The organism is Nocardioides sp. JCM 18998 (assembly GCF_055391535.1).
The window spans coordinates 3,946,882-3,965,121 of record NZ_AP043886.1 but is presented as its reverse complement, the minus strand read 5'-3'; the positions used below and the strand labels follow the sequence as shown (position 1 = coordinate 3,965,121).

Below are 18,240 nucleotides of genomic sequence, written 5' to 3'. Positions count from 1 at the left end.
CTCTACTCGCGCGACATCATCGCCGCTGCCTCGAGCTCGAGGTCGAGGTAGGACTCACCGCTGACGTCGACGGTGACGGAGAGCAGCTCTCCGCCGGTGAAGGCGAAGCCGTTGTCGTAGAGCTCACTGACCGGGTCGGCGGAGTCGAAGCCGACGCAGAGCCCGTCGCCACAGAGGGTGAACTTGCCGAACTGCGCCTTCATCGGGCCCTCGGCGACCACGCTGTCATCGACGTAGAGCTTCGCCGTGCCGACCGACTCGCCGTACTGGCCGGCGCCCTCCCGGACGAACTCGACGCCGAGGGTGTGCGGACCGGCGGTGAGCGCGGGGGAGACGAAGACCTGCTCCGGAGGGATGCCCAGGAAGTTGTAGACGTAGTGCAGCTTGTTGTCCTTGATGAACAGCGAGTGCCCACCGAACCGGGCGCCGTGGGCGAACAGGACGCCCTCGGCGCCCTCGTCCAGGCGCGCGTCGGCGACGATCTTGTAGGAGCGTCCGCGGACGCTGACCGCCACGCTCTCGGGCACCGCGGTGGCGCCGGGGTAGTAGACGTACCGGTCCCGGATCGGCTCCACCATGGGCCGCTGGATCGAGGTGAGCTCGACCGGTGTGCGGTCGTCCAGCGGGAGGACGAAGTTCTCCTTCGCCTGCTCGAACCAGGCCTCGATCAGCTCCTGGAGCTTCTCGGGCATCTCCTCGGCCAGGTTCTTCGACTCCGAGCGGTCCGCGTCGATGTGGTACAGGTCCCAGGCGTCGTTCTCGAAGCCGCCCTTGCCGCTGATCGGGGCGTGGATCGCCGAGGCCTTCCAGCCGTCCTTCCAGATCCCGCGGGTGCCGAGCATCGCGTAGTACTGCACCTTCTTCTCCGTCGGTGCCTCGGCGGAGTCGAAGGAGTAGCGCATCGAGACCCCGGCCAGCGGGTGCTGCTTGACCCCGCGGTAGGTGTCGGGCATCTCCAGCCCGCACACGTCCAGCACCGTGGAGACGATGTCGGTGGAGTGGTGGTACTGGTGGCGGATCTCGCCCTTGGCGGCGATCCCGGCCGGCCAGTGGATCACCATCGGGTCGCACGTGCCGCCGGCGAACTGGCTGTAGCGCTTGAACATCTGGAACGGCGTCGAGAACGCCGCGGCCCAGCCGGTCGGGTAGTGGTTGTAGGCGTCGGGGGAGCCGAGCCGCTCCAGCATCGCCATGTTCTCGGCGAGGTCGTCGGGGTAGCCGTTGAAGAACTTGTTCTCGTTGACCGACCCGTTGGGCGAGCCCTCGCCCGACGCACCGTTGTCGGCGCAGTAGAAGATCAGCGTGTTGTCGAGCTGGCCGGTCTCCTCCAGGTAGTCGACGATGCGCCCGACCTGGGCGTCGGTGTACTCCGAGAAGCCGGCGTAGACCTCGGCGAACCGGGCGAAGAGCGCCTTCTCATCCGCGCTGAGCTCGTCCCACGGTCGGACGAAGTCGGCCGGGTTCGCCACGTCCTCGGGCATCGGGTTGAGCGGTGTCAGGGTCGTGCCGTCGGGCATGATGCCCTTCTCGATCATCCGCGCCAGGACCCACTCGCGATACGCCTCGTAGCCGTCGTCGAAGGCGCCCTTGTACTTGGCGATGTACTCCTCCGGCGCGTGGTGCGGGGCGTGGTTGGCGCCCGGGCAGAACCACAGGTACCACGGCTTGGACGGGTTCGACGCCTGCTGGTTGCGCAGCATCTTCAGCGCCTGGTCGGCGAGGTCCTTCGACAGGTGGTAGCCGTCCTCGGGCAGGGCGGGCTGCTCGATGAAGTGGTTGTCCTCGACCAGGTCCGGATACCAGTTGTTCGTCTCCCCGCCGAGGAAGCCGTAGAAGCGGTCGAAGCCGAGCTGGACCGGCCACATCGACCGGGATCCGCCGGGTGCGTTGTCCTCCTCCGGGACGTTGTGGTCCTTGCCGACCCAGAACGTGGAGTAGCCGTTGTCCTGCAGGATGTGGCTGACCGTCGCCGCCTCGTCCGGCAGCCGGCCCGCCGCGCCGGGGAAGCCGTCGGTGGCCTCCATGATCGTCGCGCAGCGGTTGACGTGATGGTTGCGCCCGGTGAGGAAGGTCGAGCGCGTCGGGGAGCACAGCGCCGTGGTGTGCCACTGGGTGTACGTGAGACCGTTGGCGGCCAGGCGCTCCATCGTCGGCATGTTGATCCGGCCGCCGTACGGCGACCACGCGGCCAGGCCGGTGTCGTCGTACAGGACGACCAGGACGTTCGGTGACCCCTTCGGGGCCACCGTGAGGGCGTACGGCGCCCAGTCGGGCGTGGAGTCGCGCACGTCGAGCTTGATCTCGCCGTTGAAGTCCTCGTTCATCGTGGTGCACATTCCTCTCAGTGGTGCGGCAGGGTGGTGGGCCCGGTGGATGGCACCGGGTCGTGATCGTGGGTGGCCGGGGTGTGTGGGCAGCGCCAGAACGCGTACGCCGCCCCGACGAGGCTGATCGCGATGGCGGTCAGGAGGGCGTCGTGGAATCCGTCGACGAACGCCTGCGCGGCGGCGCGGTTGATCGCCTCGCCGTACCGGTCGGCGTGCGAGGCGATCGCCTGGGCGGCGACGATGGAGGCCTCCGCCTGCTCGGCGACGGGGGCCGGGGTCTGCGGCGGCGTGACGGCGGCGATCGAGGAGGAGTAGCCGGAGTTGAGCACCGCGCCGATCAGGGCGATGCCCACCGACCCGGCGATCTGCCGGGCGGTCTGGCCCAGCCCGGCACCGACACCCTGCTCGTCGTCGGATAGGGACGTGACGATGGCCGACGTTGCCGGGGTGCTGACCAGGGCGACGCCCATGCCCATCCCGATCAGGCCCGCGAAGAGGACGACGTACGCGATGTCGACGTCGAGCTGGCGACACACGAGGAACCCGGCCGCGGAGATCAGGAAGCCCGTGGTCATGGTGGCCCTCATCCCGAACCGGGCCGACACGGTGGGCGCGTAGCGCGACAGGGGGAGGACCACGGCGACGACCAGGCAGGTCACCGTGAGGGCGTCCCCCCACCCCCGATCGGGGCCTTCGAGCAGGCCGACCACCAGGGCGGCGATGCCGACCAGGGAGAGCACGGCGCCTCCGAGGTCGAACCGCTTGCGCGAGGACGACGGGATCGAGGGCAGCCAGAAGACGGCACCGGCCAGTGCGGCCGCGACCAGGACCACGGTGAGCACGAAGACCGCGTTCCACTCGAACCACTCGAGCAGGAGCGCCGAGCTCAGCATCCCGACGACCGCTCCGGCCCCGGCGAGGCCGACCCAGGTCCCGACCGCCGTCGCGCGCCGCTCCGCCGGCAGCGTCGTGGTGATGATCGACAGGGTCGTGGGCAGGATCAGCGCTCCCGCGATCCCCATCACGAGCCGGCAGACGATGAGCGCCTCGGGGGAGTCGATCAGGCTGGCGACCAGGGCTCCGGCACCGAAGAGGCTCAGCCCGATGACGAGCATCAGGCGGCGTCCGAACCGATCGCCGAGCGCGCCGGCGGCGAGCAGCAGCCCCGCCATCGGGACCGTGTACGCATCGACGATCCAGAGCAGCTGGGTCTGGCTGGCGCCGGTGCCGGCCGCGACCGACGGCAGCGCAAGGTTGAGACTGCTCGCCGAGGACGAGGTCACGATCACCGCGAGCGTGACCACGGCCATCACCGGGGAACGACCGCCATGCGCCGCCGACGTGCCCGGGGGGACGTGCGCGGGCGACGAACCTGACATGTCTCACCTCCGTGCCGTCGTCCGATCGGCGGAAGGGGTGCACCGCCTCGTCGAGGCCGTCCGCGGCCCCGCCACCGTCGACCCTGCGCCGGTGTGCCGTCGCGCGCCTCACCCGATTCTCATGAGGGCTCGGAGCGTGGCCCGGCATGGGACAGGATCTCCGTCAGGTCGAGGCTGCTCGGGCCGCCGCCGACGAGAGCCGGTGCTCGGAGGCCGCTCGCCGGCTCGCCGGCCTCAGGTGCGCGTGGCTGCGGCGAGCCGCGTCGCGTCACGCTGCGGACGTCCCAGCGCGAGGAGGAGCACGGCACCGATGGCCATCAGCACCGCCGCGAGCAGGAACGCGTGGTGGTACCCGCGCGCCACGTGCTCGCCCGCGGCGTCGACCAGCCGTCCGGTCAGCGCGGGCGCGATCACCCCGGCGACGCCGACCACGGCGGTCAGCGTGCCCAGGGCGGCGGCACGCTGGGCCGCCGGGGTGATCTCGGCCAGCAGGCTCATGCCGACGCCCACCTGGACGGTCCCGAGGGAGAACCCGACGGTGAGCAGCGCGATCTTCGCCGGTGTGCCCGGCGCCACCGTCAATGCGGCCAGGCAGAGCGCCGCGAGCAGCATGCACGTGGCGGAGAGCGCCGCCCGGGCGATCCGGGAGGAGACGCCGCGCTGCATCAGCCGGTCGCTGAGCAGGCCCTGGAGGGGGATCAGGATCGCCCCCGCCAGCCAGGGCAGCACCACGAGGGTGCCGGCCCTCGACGTCCCGAGCGCGAGACCCTTGCTCAGGTAGACCGGCACCCACGCCACCAGCAGGGCGAGCCCCCAGTAGACGACGAAGCCGGCCACCAGCACGGCCAGGCCGGTGCCGTGCAGGAACAGCGCGCGGTAGCGGACGGGCGACTCGCCCGCGTGATGCGCGTCATCGCGCGCCCCGCCGAGGAGCCCGGGTGCGGTGGCACCCGCCGCGGCGCTGTCGCGGCCGAGGACCGCCCAGGCCACCGACCATGCCAGACCGAGCAGCAGCATCGCGAGGAACGCCGAGCGCCAGCCGTGGTGGTCGATGAGGTAGGACAGCGCGGGGGCGAGGAGGACCACGCCGAGGGCCGCCCCGAGGTTGACCAGCGAGGTGGGCAGGTTGCGGCGGTGGTCGGGGAACCATCGCTGGGCGGCATCGACCGCCAGGGGGTTCGCGGGACCCTCGGCGGCGCCCAGGACGATGCGGCTCACCAGGAGCGTGCCGATCCCCGCGGCGAGCAGGATCGGCGCCTGGGTGAGCGCCCAGACCACGGCGAGGACGAGGAGGATCCGCTTGTTCGAACGCCGATTGGCGAGGAAGCCGACCACCAGCGCGGAGATGCTGAAGAGCAGGTAGAACGCGCTCGCGACGAGGCCGTACTGTGCCGAGCTCATCCCCAGGTCGTCCATCATCGGGTCGGCCGCCAGCCCGAGGACCGCCTTGTCGCCGAAGTTGATCAGCATGAAGGCCACCAGGAGGCCGGTGACCAACCAGGCGCGGCGCCCGGTCACCGTTGCCGGCTCCGCCGGGGCCGGCGGGGCCGGTTCTGGGGCCGGTTCCGGGGCCGGTTCTGGCGCCGCCGACGAGAGGTGCGTCGATGTCATGATCACTCCGGGGTGACGATGGCGAAGTCGGGGTCGGGGGCGTCGAGCGCGGCGAGCAGCCGGCCGAGGACGGCGCTGTCCCCGTCGATGTCCGCGCCCGCGGCGGACAGTGCGGCAGCGTCGGGGGGACCGCTGAGGAGCAGTCCGGCGAGTGCCGCTGCCGACGGCAGTCGCAGTACGGCGTCCGGCTCGTCCTCCTGGGGCCGCGGGGAGTGGGTGAGCACACCGTCGGCGAGCCGCAGCCGGTGCCGGGAGACCGGCCCGTCGTCGCCGCTGCCGAGCACGACGTCCAGGCTCAGCCGCTCGTGCCAGCAGCGTGGACCGTCCACCCGGATCGCGATCGCGTCGAAGACCTGCTCGGGCGAGAGCTCGCGCACGATGTCGGCGCCGGCCGAGGCCAGCGGCGTGCCGAAGCCGCCGGAGCGCAGCTCGCGTGCGCCGGAGAGGTAGACGCAGCGCCACGGCCCGCTCTCGGCGCCGTACCCGAGCTGCTCGTAGGTGTCGGCGAGCAGGGCCTTGGCGCCCGCGTGGCCGGGCTGGGCGAAGACCACGTGGTTGAGCAGCTCGGCGGCCCAGCGGAAGTCGCCCTCGCCGTACGCCGCGGAAGCCCGCTCCACCACCACCTCGGCGCCGCCCATGTCACGGACGAAGCGGGTGGCCTTCGCCGCCGGCGGGTGCTCCCACAGGTGGGCCGGATTGCCGTCGTACCACCCCATGTAGCGCTGATAGATCGCCTTCACGTTGTGGCTCAGGGTGCCGTAGTAGCCGCGGGCGTGCCACGTGCGCTCCAGGACCGGTGGCAGGCGCAGCTCCTCGGCGATCTCGGCGCCGGTCCAGCCACGGTTGACCAGTCGCAGCGTCTGGTCGTGGAGGTAGGCGTAGAGGTCGCGCTGGCGCGTCAGCCGCTCGCGTACGGCGTCGTTCCCGAACGCGGGCCAGTGGTGGCCGGCGAAGAGCACCTGCGCCTCGCGTCCCCACGTCTCGAGGGTCTCGTGCAGGTAGCCCGCCCAGGAATGCGGGTCGCGCACCAGGGCGCCGCGCAGGGTGACCAGGTTGTGCATCGTCGCGGTGGCGTTCTCGGCCACGCACAGTGCCCGGTGCTCCGGAAGGTAGAAGTGGAACTCCGAGGGGGCCTCGGAGTCGGGCGTGAGCTGGAAGACGAAGCGGACCCCGTCGAGGACCAGCTCCTGGCCGTCGTGCTCGACGAGCACGGTCGGCTTGATCAGCGAGACCGTTCCGGTGGAGTTGGTCTGGCCGATGCCGGCGCCCACCTGGCCACGCGGACCGCGCTCGAGCGCTGCCCCGAACATGTAGCCGGCCCGCCGCGCCATCGCTGCGCCCGCGAAGACGTTCTCACCGATGGCGTGCTCCAGGAAGCCCACCGGCGCGACGACCGGCACCGCGCCGCTGTCGACCTCCACCTGGGTGGTCACCCCCTTCACGCCGCCGAAGTGGTCGATGTGGGAGTGGGTATAGACGACCGCTGTCACCGGACGCTCGCCCCGGTGCTCGCGGTAGAGCGCGAGCGCGGCGGCCGCGGTCTCCACCGAGACGAGGGGGTCGACCGCGATCACGCCACGCTCGCCCTCGACGAAGGTGATGTTGGCGATGTCGAGTCCGCGGACCTGGTAGAGCCCCTCGGCGACCTCGTACAGCCCGTGGCGGGCCGTCTGGCTGCAGTGGCGCCACAGGCTGGGATTGACGGTTGCGGGCGCCTCGCCGGCGACGAAGGCGTAGGCATCCGCATCCCAGACCGTGCGGCCCTGGCTGTCGCGGATCACGCCTCCGGTCCAGCGCGCGACCAGGCCGCGCTCGGCCGCCTCGATGCTCTCCTCGAAGGGTAGGGCGGCGTAGAGCTCCTTGTGGGCGAGCCGGATGGTCTCGCTGGCCTCGCGGGGTGTGCTGGTCACGGTGGTCCTCTCCTCGGCCGCTCGGGCCGGTGATCGTGGGTCGGTAGGGCAGTGGATGGTGGTCGTCGGGTCGGGGGAGGCTCAGCTCGGGTGGAGCAGGAGGCCGAGCACGATCGAGCACAGGGCCGTCAGCGCCGCTGCGGTGGCGGTGACGGGGTAGGAGGAGGGCGTGTCCGCCCGCGCGGCGCGAGCGGTCAGGGCCAGGGCGGTGGCCAGTGCGGCGAGCCCGGCCAGCACCTCCGCGGCGCCCCGCCCTTCGAGGCCGAGCCGGATGAACGCCAGCCCGAGCCCGACGGCCGAGAGCGCCGTACGACGCCGGGCCAGCGTGGTGCGCTCCGGCTGCAGGCCGGGGTCGCCGCGGGTGGTCGAGGTCATGACAGGTCGAGGAGCAGGAGCACGGCCACCGTCGCCACCACAGCCCCCAGCGCGACGGTGAGCAGCGCCAGGCCGGGGGTCCGCGGTAGCGGGTCGGCCCTCCGGATCGCCCGGTCGTTGTGTCGCCACCGCAGGTAGCCGAGTACGGCGCTCGCCAACGCCGTGGCGGCGAGCGCAACCCCCAGGACGGTGCCCGCCGCGTGCACGGAGAACGGCGGCGCGACCTGAGCGACCGCGACGGCAGCCGCGACGAGCGCGAGCGTCGTGCGCACCCACGCCAGGAAGGTGCGCTCGTTGGCGAGGGTGAAGCGGTAGTCGGGCTCGGCCACGGTCGTGGCCGCAGTGCCAACCGCAAGGGTGGTGGAGACGGGTCCTGTCATCACGACGCCCGTGATGTCGCCCGTGGTGTCCCCAGAGATGTCCCCGGTGATGTCCCCGCGCACGCCCATGTCCTTGTCCCATCCCTGTCTCGTGGAGGTGGTCTGGGCGACAGTGCCAGCCGACCGGGGCCGGGCACTTGGGTGGAGGGGCCAGAGTTGCGGTCGGTGTTTGTACCGCAGTCCAATGCGGTGTGGCGCCCGCTACGACGTCGATGCGCACGCGCCCGAGGAGACCAGGAAGTCGATGCCCCCGAACGAGCCGAACGAGCCGAACGACCCGAGCGACCGGGGGGAGCCGGCCGCCTGGCTGCGTGCGTTCGTCGAGGGCGCGCTGCGGGCCGAGGCGGTCGAGGAGTTCGTCCGCCGGGTCGGCGACGGCATCCTCGGCCAGCTCCCGGAGATCGCCGAGGACCCGCTGCTGGTCCAGGACCTGTCGGGGAGCACCCGTGCGCAGTGGCGCGCGTTCCTCGCGATCCTCCTGGAGCCCGAGTACCGCCACGAGCTGCCGCCGGAGGCCGGGTTTCTCGCCCGAGCGCTGGCGCGGCGCGGCATGGAGCTCGGCGTGCTGCTGAAGATCTACCGGGTGGCCCACCAGGAGGTGTTCGCCTTCATCACCGACGTCACCGAGGAGCCGTTGCAGGGCTCGCCCGACCGGCGCGAGGCGCTGGTCTTCGTGTGGCGGCGTGCGGGCGCGTGGATCGACGACTCGGTGGAGCGTCTGATCGAGACGTTCTACGCCGAGCGCGACCGGATCCGTCAGGGCGCCGTCGCGCGCCGCGCGGCCATCATCGACCTGCTGCTCGGTGCCCATCCCGGCGCCGTGGAGGAGCCCTCCACCGCGCTGGGGCATGCGGTGCACCAGCACCAGACCGCCTTCGTGCTGTGGACGGACGAGGCCGGCAGCGACGATGTCGTCGCACGCCTCGAGGAGGCGGCCCTCGCGCTGGGACAGTCCTTGGGGTGCTCGGTGCCGCTGACGCACCTGGCCGGCCGGCGCGATCTGTGGGGCTGGTGTGCGACCCCCCGAGCGCCCGATCTCGCGGCGGTCGGCGACCTCGGCGCGCGGCTGGACGCCAGCGGGCTGCGGTTGGCGGTGGGGACGACGGCTCGCGGTCTACTCGGCTTCCGCAGCAGCCACGTCGAGGCGATGGCGGCCTACCGCCTGGCCGCCTCCGCGATCGCCGCGCCGCGCACGGTGCGCTACGACGAGGTGGAGCTGCTCTGCCTGACCGCGGGCAACGAGGAGCAGCTGCGAAGGTTGGTCCGTCGCGAGGTGGGCCCGCTGTGCGGCGCGGAGAAGAACCTGGCGCTGGTTCGCCAGACCGCCCTCGCGTTCTTGGTCCATCGCAACGTCGAGGATGCGGCCGAGGAGCTGTTCGTGCACAAGAACACCGTCCGATACCGGCTGTCGCGTGCCGAGGAGCTGCTCGGCCGCCCCCTGACCCGTCGGGCCGCCCAGACCGAGCTCGCGCTGCGCTACGTGGCGCTGTTCGGTCCGCCGGCAGATCAGCCCTGAGTCGACGCCGGGGACCACGCAGGACGGCCGCGCCTCGTGCCCGTGTCCCAGGACGGCGTACCGCCGAGCGCACGGGCGCCCTCCGCCTGCGCCGCCTTCTCACGCACAACGGGTGAGCAGACCCGTCCGTAGGACTCGCTACGTTCCTGCCATGGCGGCTGCTGGAGGCGCGAGGGCGACGGTTGCGCCGCCGCCCGCGTCGCCCGCCGCCGGACGAGCGATCACGACGCTCACCGATCCCGTCCGCGTCCGTCTGTCCGGGCAGACGTGACTGCCCCGGCGGGCGAGGACCTCGGCGTGCTGCTGCACAGCAGGGCGTACGTCGCGCTGCTCGGTCTCGCGGCCGCGATCGGCGTCCCGCTGTCGCTGGTGGCGTGGACCTTCCTCGTCACGGTCCACGAGCTCGAGCATCTCGCCTGGCACTCGTTGCCCCACCGACTCGGCTACGACGATCCGCCCGCCTGGTGGCCGGTCGTCGCGCTCGTCGTGGCCGGCGTCCTCGTGGCGCTCGCCGTCACACGCCTACCTGGGCACGGCGGGCATGTGCCCGCTCACGGGATGGGCGGCGGGGCGACCGCGCCACGTGACCTGCCCGGCATCGTGATCGCCGCCGTGGCGAGCCTCGCCCTCGGCGCTGTGGTCGGTCCCGAGGCGCCCCTGATCGCCATCGGCAGTGGCCTGGCGCTCCTCGGCGGGCGGCTGTCCCGGCGGACGCTCGATGCCGACACGGCCACGATCGTCTCGGCCAGCGGTTCCGCCGCAGCGATCTCGGCGATCTTCGGCAACCCCCTCGTCGCCGCGGTGGTGTTCCTCGAGCTCGGCGGTCTCGCGCGGCGCAAGGCACTGCTGGTCATCCTGCCCTGCCTGCTCTCGAGCGGCGTCGGCGCGCTCGTGTTCACCGGGCTCGGCAGATGGACCGGCCTCGGGATCGGGGCGCTCGCGATCCCTGACCTCCGACCGGCCGAGCTCGTGGCCGCTGACGTCGTCTGGGCGATCCCGGTCGCAGTGGTGGTTGCGGCCGCCACGACGGTGATCGTCGCGGTCGGCCGGCGTACGGCGGACCTGGCCGTGACGCGGACGAGGATCGTCACGGTCGGGGCCGGGCTGGTGGCCGGCGTCAGCGCCGCCGTCTACGCGCTCGCGACCGACCACTCGCCGGCCGAGGTCGCCCTGTCCGGGCAGGGCACGCTCGGAACGCTCGCCACAGATCCGGGCGCGTGGTCGACGGGTGCGCTGGTGCTGTTGCTCGTGTGCAAGGCGGTGGCGTACGCCGTGTGCCTCGGCACGTTCCGTGGCGGCCAGGTCTTCCCGGCCATCTTCCTGGGTGCCGCCTTCGGCGTGCTGGCCGCGTCCTTCCTCCCGGGCCTCGGCACGACGCCGGCTCTGGCCATGGGCATGGCGGCCGGCGTGGCCGTCACCCGGCTCCCGGTCTCCAGCATCCTGCTCGTCGTGCTCCTCCTCGGGAGCTCGGCGAGCGAGCAGATGCCGGTGATCATCATCGCGGCCGTGACGGCCTTCGTCGTCGATGAAGCCGTCGCCACCCGCCACGGATAGCGACAGCGGCTCCGGCAATGTCCTCCGGCGTTCTGCGAGTGACGCGCTGCCCCGGTGGGAGCCGCCCTGCCGAGACCCCGGTCCGATCCTGGTGAGGGCGCTTCGGCGCATCGCCTGCGGAGTCGTCGCGGAACCTCGACCGCCTGAGACGACGGAACCGGCCCCTGACCACGCGTATCCGCGGGTCAGGGGCCGGTCGTCTACGACGTCGATCAGATGTCGTAGTAGAGCTCGAACTCGTGCGGGTGCGGGCGCAGCTGCACGGGCAGGATCTCGTTGTTGGTCTTCCACTCGATCCACATCTCGATGAGGTCCTCGGTGAAGACGTCGCCGACGGTGAGGAAGTCGTGGTCGTCCTTGAGCGCCTGGAGCACGTCGCCGAGGGTGGTCGGGACCTGGGCGATCTCGGCCATCTCGTCCGGCGGCAGCTCGTAGATGTCCTTGTCGATCGGCGCGGGCGGCTCGATCTTGTTCTTGATGCCGTCGATGCCGGCGAGCAGCAGCGCCGAGAAGGCGAGGTAGGGGTTCGAGGACGGGTCCGGGAAGCGGGTCTCGATGCGCTTGGCCTTCGGGTTGGACCCCGTGATCGGGATCCGGACGGCCGCGGAGCGGTTGCGCGAGGAGTAGACCAGCGAGATCGGGGCCTCGAAGCCCGGCACCAGGCGGTGGTAGGAGTTGACCGTCGGGTTGGTGAAGGCGAGCACGGCCGGTGCGTGCTTGAGGATGCCGCCGATGTACCAGCGGGCCAGGTCGGACAGGCCGCCGTAGCCGTTCTCGTCGTAGAACAGCGGCTCGCCGTTGTTCCAGATCGACTGGTGCACGTGCATGCCCGAACCGTTGTCGCCGAAGATCGGCTTCGGCATGAAGGTGACCGTCTTGCCGGCCTCCCAGGCCGTGTTGCGGACGATGTACTTGAACTTCATGATGTCGTCCGCCGCCTTGAGCAGCGTGTCGAACCGGTAGTTGATCTCGGCCTGGGCGGCGGTGCCGACCTCGTGGTGAGCCCGCTCGACGAGCAGACCGGCCTCCTCGAGATGCTTGACCATGTCGTCGCGCAGGTCCTGCGTGCCGTCGGTCGGCGTCACCGGGAAGTAGCCGCCCTTGGTGCGGACCTTGTAGCCGCGGTTGGGCGTGCCGTCGGGGTTATTGGCCGCCCCGGTGTTCCACGAGCCCTCGAACGACTCGACCTCGTAGAACGACTTGTTCATGCCGGTGGCGAAGCGGACGGAGTCGAAGATGAAGAACTCCGCCTCGGGAGCGAAGAAGGCGGTGTCGCCGATGCCGGTCGTCTCCAGGTACGCGAGCGCCTTGCGGGCGATGTTGCGCGGGTCGCGGGAGTACGCCTCGCCCGTGATCGGGTCGTGGACGAAGTACATCATCGCCAGCGTCTTGTTCTTGCGGAACGGGTCGATGTAGGCCGTCGTGACGTCCGGGTAGAGCGCCATGTCGGACTCGTGGATGCTCTGGAAGCCGCGGATCGACGAGCCGTCGAAGGCGGCCGGCTCCAGCGTGAAGGACGACACCGGGACGGTGAGGTGCTGCTGGATTCCGGGAAGGTCGACGAAGCGGACGTCGACGAACTCGACGCCCTCGTCCTGGATGAACTTCATCAGCTCATCGTTGGTCTTGAACACGACTTCTCCTTGGTGAGTCCGGTCGGGAACCTGCCTTGCAACCTACACAATCGCCAACGGGGGCCGACACCCGGTGAGGGTGACGGCCCCCGTTGGTGGAGCGATTCTTGACGTCAGCCGCCTCAGCGGATGAAGAGCATCTCCTGGTACGTCGGGAGCACCCAGAGGTCGTCGGCCACGACGCCCTCGAGGGCGTCCGCGGCGGCCCGGACGCGGAGCATCGCGGGCAGCACGGCGTCGCGGTAGTACGCCGCCTCGGCGATGCCGGCACCGGCGTCGTGGGCACCGGCCTTGGCGGCCTTCAGCGCGACGATGCCCGCCCGGAGCTCGGCGACGAGCTCGCTGACCGTGACGAGGTCGCTCGTGTCGGCCTCCACGCCGGCAGCCTTGAGCGCGGCCACGTTGGCGGCGAGCTCGGTCTGGTGACGGATCACGGTCGGGAGGATCGTGGTCTGGGCGATCTCCGCGGTCAGGTTCGACTCGACGTTGAGGGCCATGACGTACTGCTCGACGCCGATCTCGAAGCGGGACTCGACCTCGGTCTCGCTGAACACGCCGTACTTGGCGAAGAGCGCCTTGGACTCCGGGGTCAGGTACTCCGGCAGGGCGTCGACGGTGGTGCGGAGGTTCTTGAGGCCGCGCTGCTCGGCCTCGGCGTGCCACTCCTCGGAGTAGCCGTTGCCGTTGAAGATGACAGCGCCGTGCTGCTCGACGATGGCGGCCAGGACGGCCTGGACGGCGTCGTTGAACTCGGTGCCGGCGGCGACCTTGGCCTCGAGCTCGGTCGCGATGTGGTCGAGCGCCTCGGCCATGATCGTGTTGATCACGACCATCGGGGCGGCGACCGTCTGGTTCGAGCCCGCGGCGCGGAACTCGAAGCGGTTGCCGGTGAAGGCCATCGGCGAGGTGCGGTTGCGGTCGCCGGCGTCCTGGGTCAGGACCGGGAGGCTGTCGACGCCGACCGAGAGCTTGCCCTTCTGCTTCGAGGAGGTCGCACCGCCCTTGGCGATCTGGTCGAAGACGTCGGCGAGCTGGTCACCGAGGAAGATCGAGATGATCGCCGGCGGGGCCTCGTTGGCGCCCAGACGGTGGTCGTTGCCGGCCGAGGCGATGGAGAGGCGCAGCAGGCCGCCGTGCAGGTGGACCGCGCGGATGATCGCGGCACAGAACACCAGGAACTGGGCGTTGTCGTGCGGGTTGTCGCCCGGGTTGAGGAAGTTGCCCTGGTTGCCGTTGCCGAACGAGAAGTTCACGTGCTTGCCCGAGCCGTTGACGCCGGCGAACGGCTTCTCGTGGAAGAGGCACTCGAAGCCGTGCTTCTTGGCGACCGACTTGAACGTCGACATCAGCAGCTGCTGGTGGTCCGAGGCGAGGTTGGCGCGCTCGAAGACCGGGGCGATCTCGAACTGGCCCGGCGCGACCTCGTTGTGGCGGGTCTTGGCCGGGATGCCGAGCTTGAACAGGGCGCGCTCGGTGTCGTGCATGAAGCCGAGGACGCGCTCCGGGATGGCACCGAAGTAGTGGTCGTCGAACTCCTGGCCCTTCGGCGGCTTGGCGCCGAAGAGGGTGCGACCGGCGATGAGCAGGTCGGGGCGGGAGTTCACGAAGGCGGAGTCGACCAGGAAGTACTCCTGCTCGGGGCCGCAGTAGGAGACGACGTTGTCGATGTCCTGGTGACCGAAGAGGGACAGGACGCGCTGGGCCTGGACCGACATCGCGCTCTGCGAGCGCAGCAGCGGGGTCTTGTGGTCGAGGGCCTCACCGGTCATCGAGACGAAGATCGTCGGGATGCACAGCGTGTTGCCGTTCGGGTTCTCCAGGATGTACGCGGGCGACTGGACGTCCCAGCCCGTGTATCCGCGCGCCTCGAACGTGGAGCGGGTGCCGCCGTTGGGGAAGGAGGAGGCGTCCGGCTCGCCCTGGATCAGGGTCTTGCCCTGGAACTCCCAGATCGCGGTGCCGTCGCCGACCGGCTCCATGAACGAGTCGTGCTTCTCGGCGGTGAGGCCGGTCAGCGGGTAGAAGACGTGCGCATAGTGCGTGACCCCGCGCTCCATCGCCCAGTCCTTCATCGCCGAGGAGACGATGTCCGCGACCGCCGGGTCGAGCTTGTCGCCGTTCTGGATGGTGGCGGCGACCGACTTGTAGACCGACTTCGGGAGCCGCTTCTGCATCACGGCCAGCGAGAAGACGTTCTCACCGAAGATGCTGGGGGCGTCGTCCTCGCCGTTGAAGAAGGCGGCGGGGGCCTCGTTGGCCTCGATCTTGCGGATGGCTCCGAGGCGTACGGCGTTGGCGGTCATGTGCTGGTGGCTCCTCGCGTCGACGCTGGCAGAACACGCGTCTGGGTGTGTCGGTCTTCCCGGCGGACCTTACGGAGTGAACATTTCGTGAAGTCGCCCCAATGTTTCCGGCGTGTTAACAAGACCTTGGTGGCGGGTGACCCGGCACACGGTCCCGATCATGGCTCCGGGCACGACCGTCGGATCTCGGCACGCCCCACCTAGGCTGTACCGGTGAGCTCGACCCTGCCCGCGTCCGCCGACCGCCGCGCCCTGCCCTTCGAGACGGCGTCGTGGCGTCACCGGACGCTCGCGCTCTTCATCGACTGGGTGCTCTCGAGCCTGCTGGTGATCTTCGTCGTCGGGCCGCACCGGTTCTTCACCGCGGGCGACATGGCCAGCAGCCTGGCCCTGCCGGTGTACGTCCTCGAGTCGACCGTGCTCACCACCCTGGCGGGCGGATCCTTCGGCAAGCTCGCCACCCGCCTGCGCACCGTGCGCATCGACGGCGACCCCCGCCCGCTCGACCCGCTGCGCACCCTCGCGCGCCAGCTGATGGTCGCGCTCGTGATCCCGCCGCTCATCTTCCGTCCCGACGGTCGTGGCGCCCACGACCTCGCGTGCGGCACCGCGACCGTGACCCTTCAGACGTACCGATCGTTCTTCCGTCGACTGCTCGACTGAAGGGAACTCTCGGATGACACAGCGACCACGCACGGCGCTCGCCGCCCTCGCGGTGGCGATGCTCTCGCTCACCGCCGCCTGCGGCGGCTCCACCGACGGCGCGGGGGACACCCCGGCGGCGTCGACCGGCACGACCGGCCCGGTGTCGTCCCCGGTGGCCGGCAGCACCGACAGCGCCGGGGGAGACTCCGCTGACGGCTCCGCCGCCGGCGGCGACGCGTTCGCGGCCGGCTCGACGGTCGACGCGGCCAGCATCAAGCAGATGTTCAGCGACGCTGTCGCGTCCGCGACCACCGTGCACGTGGACATGAGGATGACCGGCCAGGTCGCCATGTCCGGCTCGGGCGACATGGACATGGCCGCGAAGCCGCTCGAGGCCTCGCTCCACCTGACCTCCTCGACCCTCGGCGGCGACCTCACGATGCTGATGGTCGACAACGCGATGTACATGAAGTCGGCGATGTTCGGCGCCAAGTACGTGAAGGTGTCGATGGACGACAAGAACAGCCCGATCGGTCAGATGGGGCTCGACTCGCTCGACCCGTCGGCGATGTTCGACCGTTTCAGCGACGCGGTGTCCGGCGGCACCTACGTCGGCAAGGAGACCGTCGACGGCTCCCAGACCGACCACTACCGCTTCACCATCGACGGCAAGGCCCTCGCCAGTGCCGTCCCCAGCGCTGCGGCCGGTGCCGCCGGCTCGATCCCCAAGACCGAGTCCATGGACGTGTGGTTCGACGGTGACGGCCGCTACCGGAAGATGGCGATGAAGGTCGGCGCCGAGAGCGTCACCGAGACCTTCTCCGACTGGGGCACGCCGGTCAGCGTGAAGGCCCCGCCCGCCGGTGAGGTCCAGGACATGACGAAGCTGATGAACGGCCTCGGCACCGCCAAGTAGCGTGGGTCCCGACCGCCACCAGAGAGGCCTCCTCATGCCGACCAACCTCCGTCGGACCGCTTTCGCCGCGCTCGCCGTCGCCCCGCTGACCCTCGTGGGCGCGTGCGGCAGCAACGACTCGTCGACCACCGCCACCGATTCCACCTCCTCCGTCTCCGGGCTGAAGCCGGGCGCTGCCGTCAGCGTCGACGACGCCCACAGCCTGCTCGCCTCCGCGACGGGCGACCTGACCTCGATGAAGTTCTCCGCCGACGTGTCACTCGGCTCTGCCGCGACGATGCACATGGAGGGCGTCGAGCAGGTGAAGCCGTCGGTCGCCGCCCAGGTATCGGCGACCGTCAGCGGCCAGCAGATGGACCTCCGGATGATCGGCACGTCCATGTACATGCAGCTGCCGCCGGCCGCCGCGGCCCAGCTCCCGGGCGGCAAGAAGTGGATGTCCATGGACTTCGCGGAGATCGGCCAGCTCACCGGGATGGACACCTCCGGGCTGAGCGACACTCTGCAGAATCCGGCCGGCAGCCTCGACAAGTACGCCAAGTACGTCACCGGCGGCACGTACGTCGGTCCGGCGACCGTCGACGGCGTCGACACCAAGCAGTACGACTTCACCCTGGACGTGAAGGGCGCGATGTCCGCGATGATGCCGAGCGGCCTGCCGTCGACCGGTGTCACCGTGCCGGACTCGATGAAGGAGAGCATCTGGATCGACGGCGATCACCGCCCGGTCCAGATGAAGATGGAGATGGGCAAGCTCGGCACCACGACCATGCACATGAGCGACTTCGGCACCAAGGTCGACGTCACCGCGCCGCCGAAGGCCGAGACCGTGGACATGGCGACCCTGATGAAGAGTGCCGGCAAGGCGAGCTGACCCTCGTCCGAGGCAGCCCGGGAGTTCGCCGGGGAAATCGCCGGAGCGGGCCGGTCCAGTGGACCGGCCCGCTCCGCGCGTCCGTACAGGGGTGGTGCTCAGCGACCGCGCATGTTGCCGCGCTGGCCCTTCATGCTGGTCGGCATCGGGCCCTTCGGCACCGGCAGCGTGCCGCGCTGCGCGTCGAGGGCCTTGAGCCGGTAGAGGATGTCGGTGATCTCGGCCGGCTTCACCTGGCGCTTCATCCGGGTGAACTGGCGCACCAGCTTCGGCAGCGGGACCTCGCCCTCGCCGTTGCCGGCGATGATCTCGGAGATCGGGGTCTCCGGCAGCACCCGCTGGTGCTTGGTGCGCTCGGTGGCGAGCAGCGCCTTGACCCGGGCCGGGCTGGTGCCCTCGGCGACCAGGACGACTCCCGGCGGGCCGACGACGCGGTGCACCACGTCCTGGTTCTTGTTGAAGCCGACCGCGGGGGTCACGGTCCAGCCGCGACGCAGCATGTTGAGCGCGGCGGCGGCGGCACCGGGCTGGCCCTCGATCCGGGCGTACGCGGCCTTCTGCGCGCGGCGGGAGAAGATCAGCAGCGCGGCGACGGCACCGAAGAGGACCGCGCCGACGACGGTGAAGATGATGCCGAGAATGCCGCTGGCGGGCAGCAGCGCGAACAGGACGCCACCGACGATCGCGCCGACGAGGAACGCCCCGGCGACCACCAGACCGACCGACGGGTCGTTCTGCTTGGTCATCCGGTAGGTCTCGGCGAACTGCTGCCGTCGGCTCATCGAGCTCGGGTCGAGCTGGGACATCAGCGGTGGT

The 18,240-nt window shown here is 70.7% G+C and carries 14 protein-coding genes; 5 read left to right on the top strand and 9 right to left on the bottom strand.

Features of this window, described 5'->3' with window-relative positions; genetic code table 11:
• Positions 1-2 precede the first annotated feature (2 nt).
• The 6 genes from ACZ5L9_RS18640 to ACZ5L9_RS18615 all read right to left on the bottom strand — a co-directional run bounded on the left by ACZ5L9_RS18640 (position 3) and on the right by ACZ5L9_RS18615 (position 8,045).
• The gene (locus ACZ5L9_RS18640; RefSeq protein WP_464530712.1) at positions 3-2,324 is read right to left on the bottom strand and encodes an arylsulfatase; all 2,322 of its coding nucleotides are present in this window, start codon (positions 2,322-2,324) and stop codon (positions 3-5) included.
• 17 nt (positions 2,325-2,341) lie between these two features.
• Entirely contained in the window at positions 2,342-3,706 is a 1,365-nt protein-coding gene (locus ACZ5L9_RS18635) for an MFS transporter (protein WP_464530710.1), read from the bottom strand.
• A gap of 234 nt (positions 3,707-3,940) precedes the next feature.
• Positions 3,941-5,224, bottom strand: a complete 1,284-nt coding sequence (locus ACZ5L9_RS18630) for an MFS transporter (RefSeq protein ID WP_464530707.1) — start codon at positions 5,222-5,224, stop codon at positions 3,941-3,943.
• A 95-nt stretch (positions 5,225-5,319) separates the two neighbouring features.
• Complete coding sequence (locus ACZ5L9_RS18625) at positions 5,320-7,227, bottom strand: alkyl/aryl-sulfatase (protein WP_464530705.1); 1,908 nt, start codon at positions 7,225-7,227, stop codon at positions 5,320-5,322.
• 81 nt (positions 7,228-7,308) lie between these two features.
• On the bottom strand, positions 7,309-7,602 hold the full coding sequence (locus ACZ5L9_RS18620) for a DUF202 domain-containing protein (RefSeq protein ID WP_464530702.1): 294 nt from the start codon (positions 7,600-7,602) through the stop codon (positions 7,309-7,311).
• Entirely contained in the window at positions 7,599-8,045 is a 447-nt protein-coding gene (locus ACZ5L9_RS18615) for a YidH family protein (protein ID WP_464530700.1), read from the bottom strand. The genes ACZ5L9_RS18620 and ACZ5L9_RS18615 overlap by 4 nt, the downstream gene beginning before the upstream one ends.
• A gap of 181 nt (positions 8,046-8,226) precedes the next feature.
• Between ACZ5L9_RS18615 and ACZ5L9_RS18610 the strand changes: the two genes are divergently transcribed.
• Positions 8,227-9,498 (top strand): PucR family transcriptional regulator, encoded by a 1,272-nt coding sequence (locus ACZ5L9_RS18610; RefSeq protein ID WP_464530696.1) that lies wholly within the window; start codon positions 8,227-8,229, stop codon positions 9,496-9,498.
• Positions 9,499-9,765: 267 nt separating this feature from the next.
• Complete coding sequence (locus ACZ5L9_RS18605; protein WP_464530694.1) at positions 9,766-11,052, top strand: chloride channel protein; 1,287 nt, start codon at positions 9,766-9,768, stop codon at positions 11,050-11,052.
• Between the two features lie 212 nt (positions 11,053-11,264).
• On the opposite strand, the gene glnA is transcribed toward ACZ5L9_RS18605, so the two are convergent.
• Both glnA and ACZ5L9_RS18595 read right to left on the bottom strand, forming a co-directional pair.
• Positions 11,265-12,686: a type I glutamate--ammonia ligase gene (gene glnA / locus ACZ5L9_RS18600; RefSeq protein ID WP_464530692.1), complete on the bottom strand. Its 1,422-nt coding sequence runs from the start codon at positions 12,684-12,686 to the stop codon at positions 11,265-11,267.
• A 122-nt stretch (positions 12,687-12,808) separates the two neighbouring features.
• A complete protein-coding gene (locus ACZ5L9_RS18595) occupies positions 12,809-14,989 on the bottom strand; it encodes a glutamine synthetase III family protein (protein ID WP_464530690.1) in 2,181 nt (726 codons plus the stop codon).
• Positions 14,990-15,202: 213 nt separating this feature from the next.
• Between ACZ5L9_RS18595 and ACZ5L9_RS18590 the strand changes: the two genes are divergently transcribed.
• The 3 genes from ACZ5L9_RS18590 to ACZ5L9_RS18580 are packed head-to-tail and all read left to right on the top strand — an operon-like array spanning position 15,203 to position 17,424.
• Entirely contained in the window at positions 15,203-15,652 is a 450-nt protein-coding gene (locus tag ACZ5L9_RS18590; protein ID WP_464530687.1) for an RDD family protein, read from the top strand.
• A gap of 13 nt (positions 15,653-15,665) precedes the next feature.
• Entirely contained in the window at positions 15,666-16,550 is an 885-nt protein-coding gene (locus ACZ5L9_RS18585) for an SCO4651 family lipoprotein (RefSeq protein WP_464530684.1), read from the top strand.
• A gap of 34 nt (positions 16,551-16,584) precedes the next feature.
• The gene (locus ACZ5L9_RS18580) at positions 16,585-17,424 is read left to right on the top strand and encodes an SCO4651 family lipoprotein (RefSeq protein ID WP_464530680.1); all 840 of its coding nucleotides are present in this window, start codon (positions 16,585-16,587) and stop codon (positions 17,422-17,424) included.
• A gap of 98 nt (positions 17,425-17,522) precedes the next feature.
• On the opposite strand, the gene ACZ5L9_RS18575 is transcribed toward ACZ5L9_RS18580, so the two are convergent.
• The gene (locus ACZ5L9_RS18575) at positions 17,523-18,230 is read right to left on the bottom strand and encodes a DUF4191 domain-containing protein (protein ID WP_464530676.1); all 708 of its coding nucleotides are present in this window, start codon (positions 18,228-18,230) and stop codon (positions 17,523-17,525) included.
• Between the last annotated feature and the right edge of the window lie 10 nt (positions 18,231-18,240).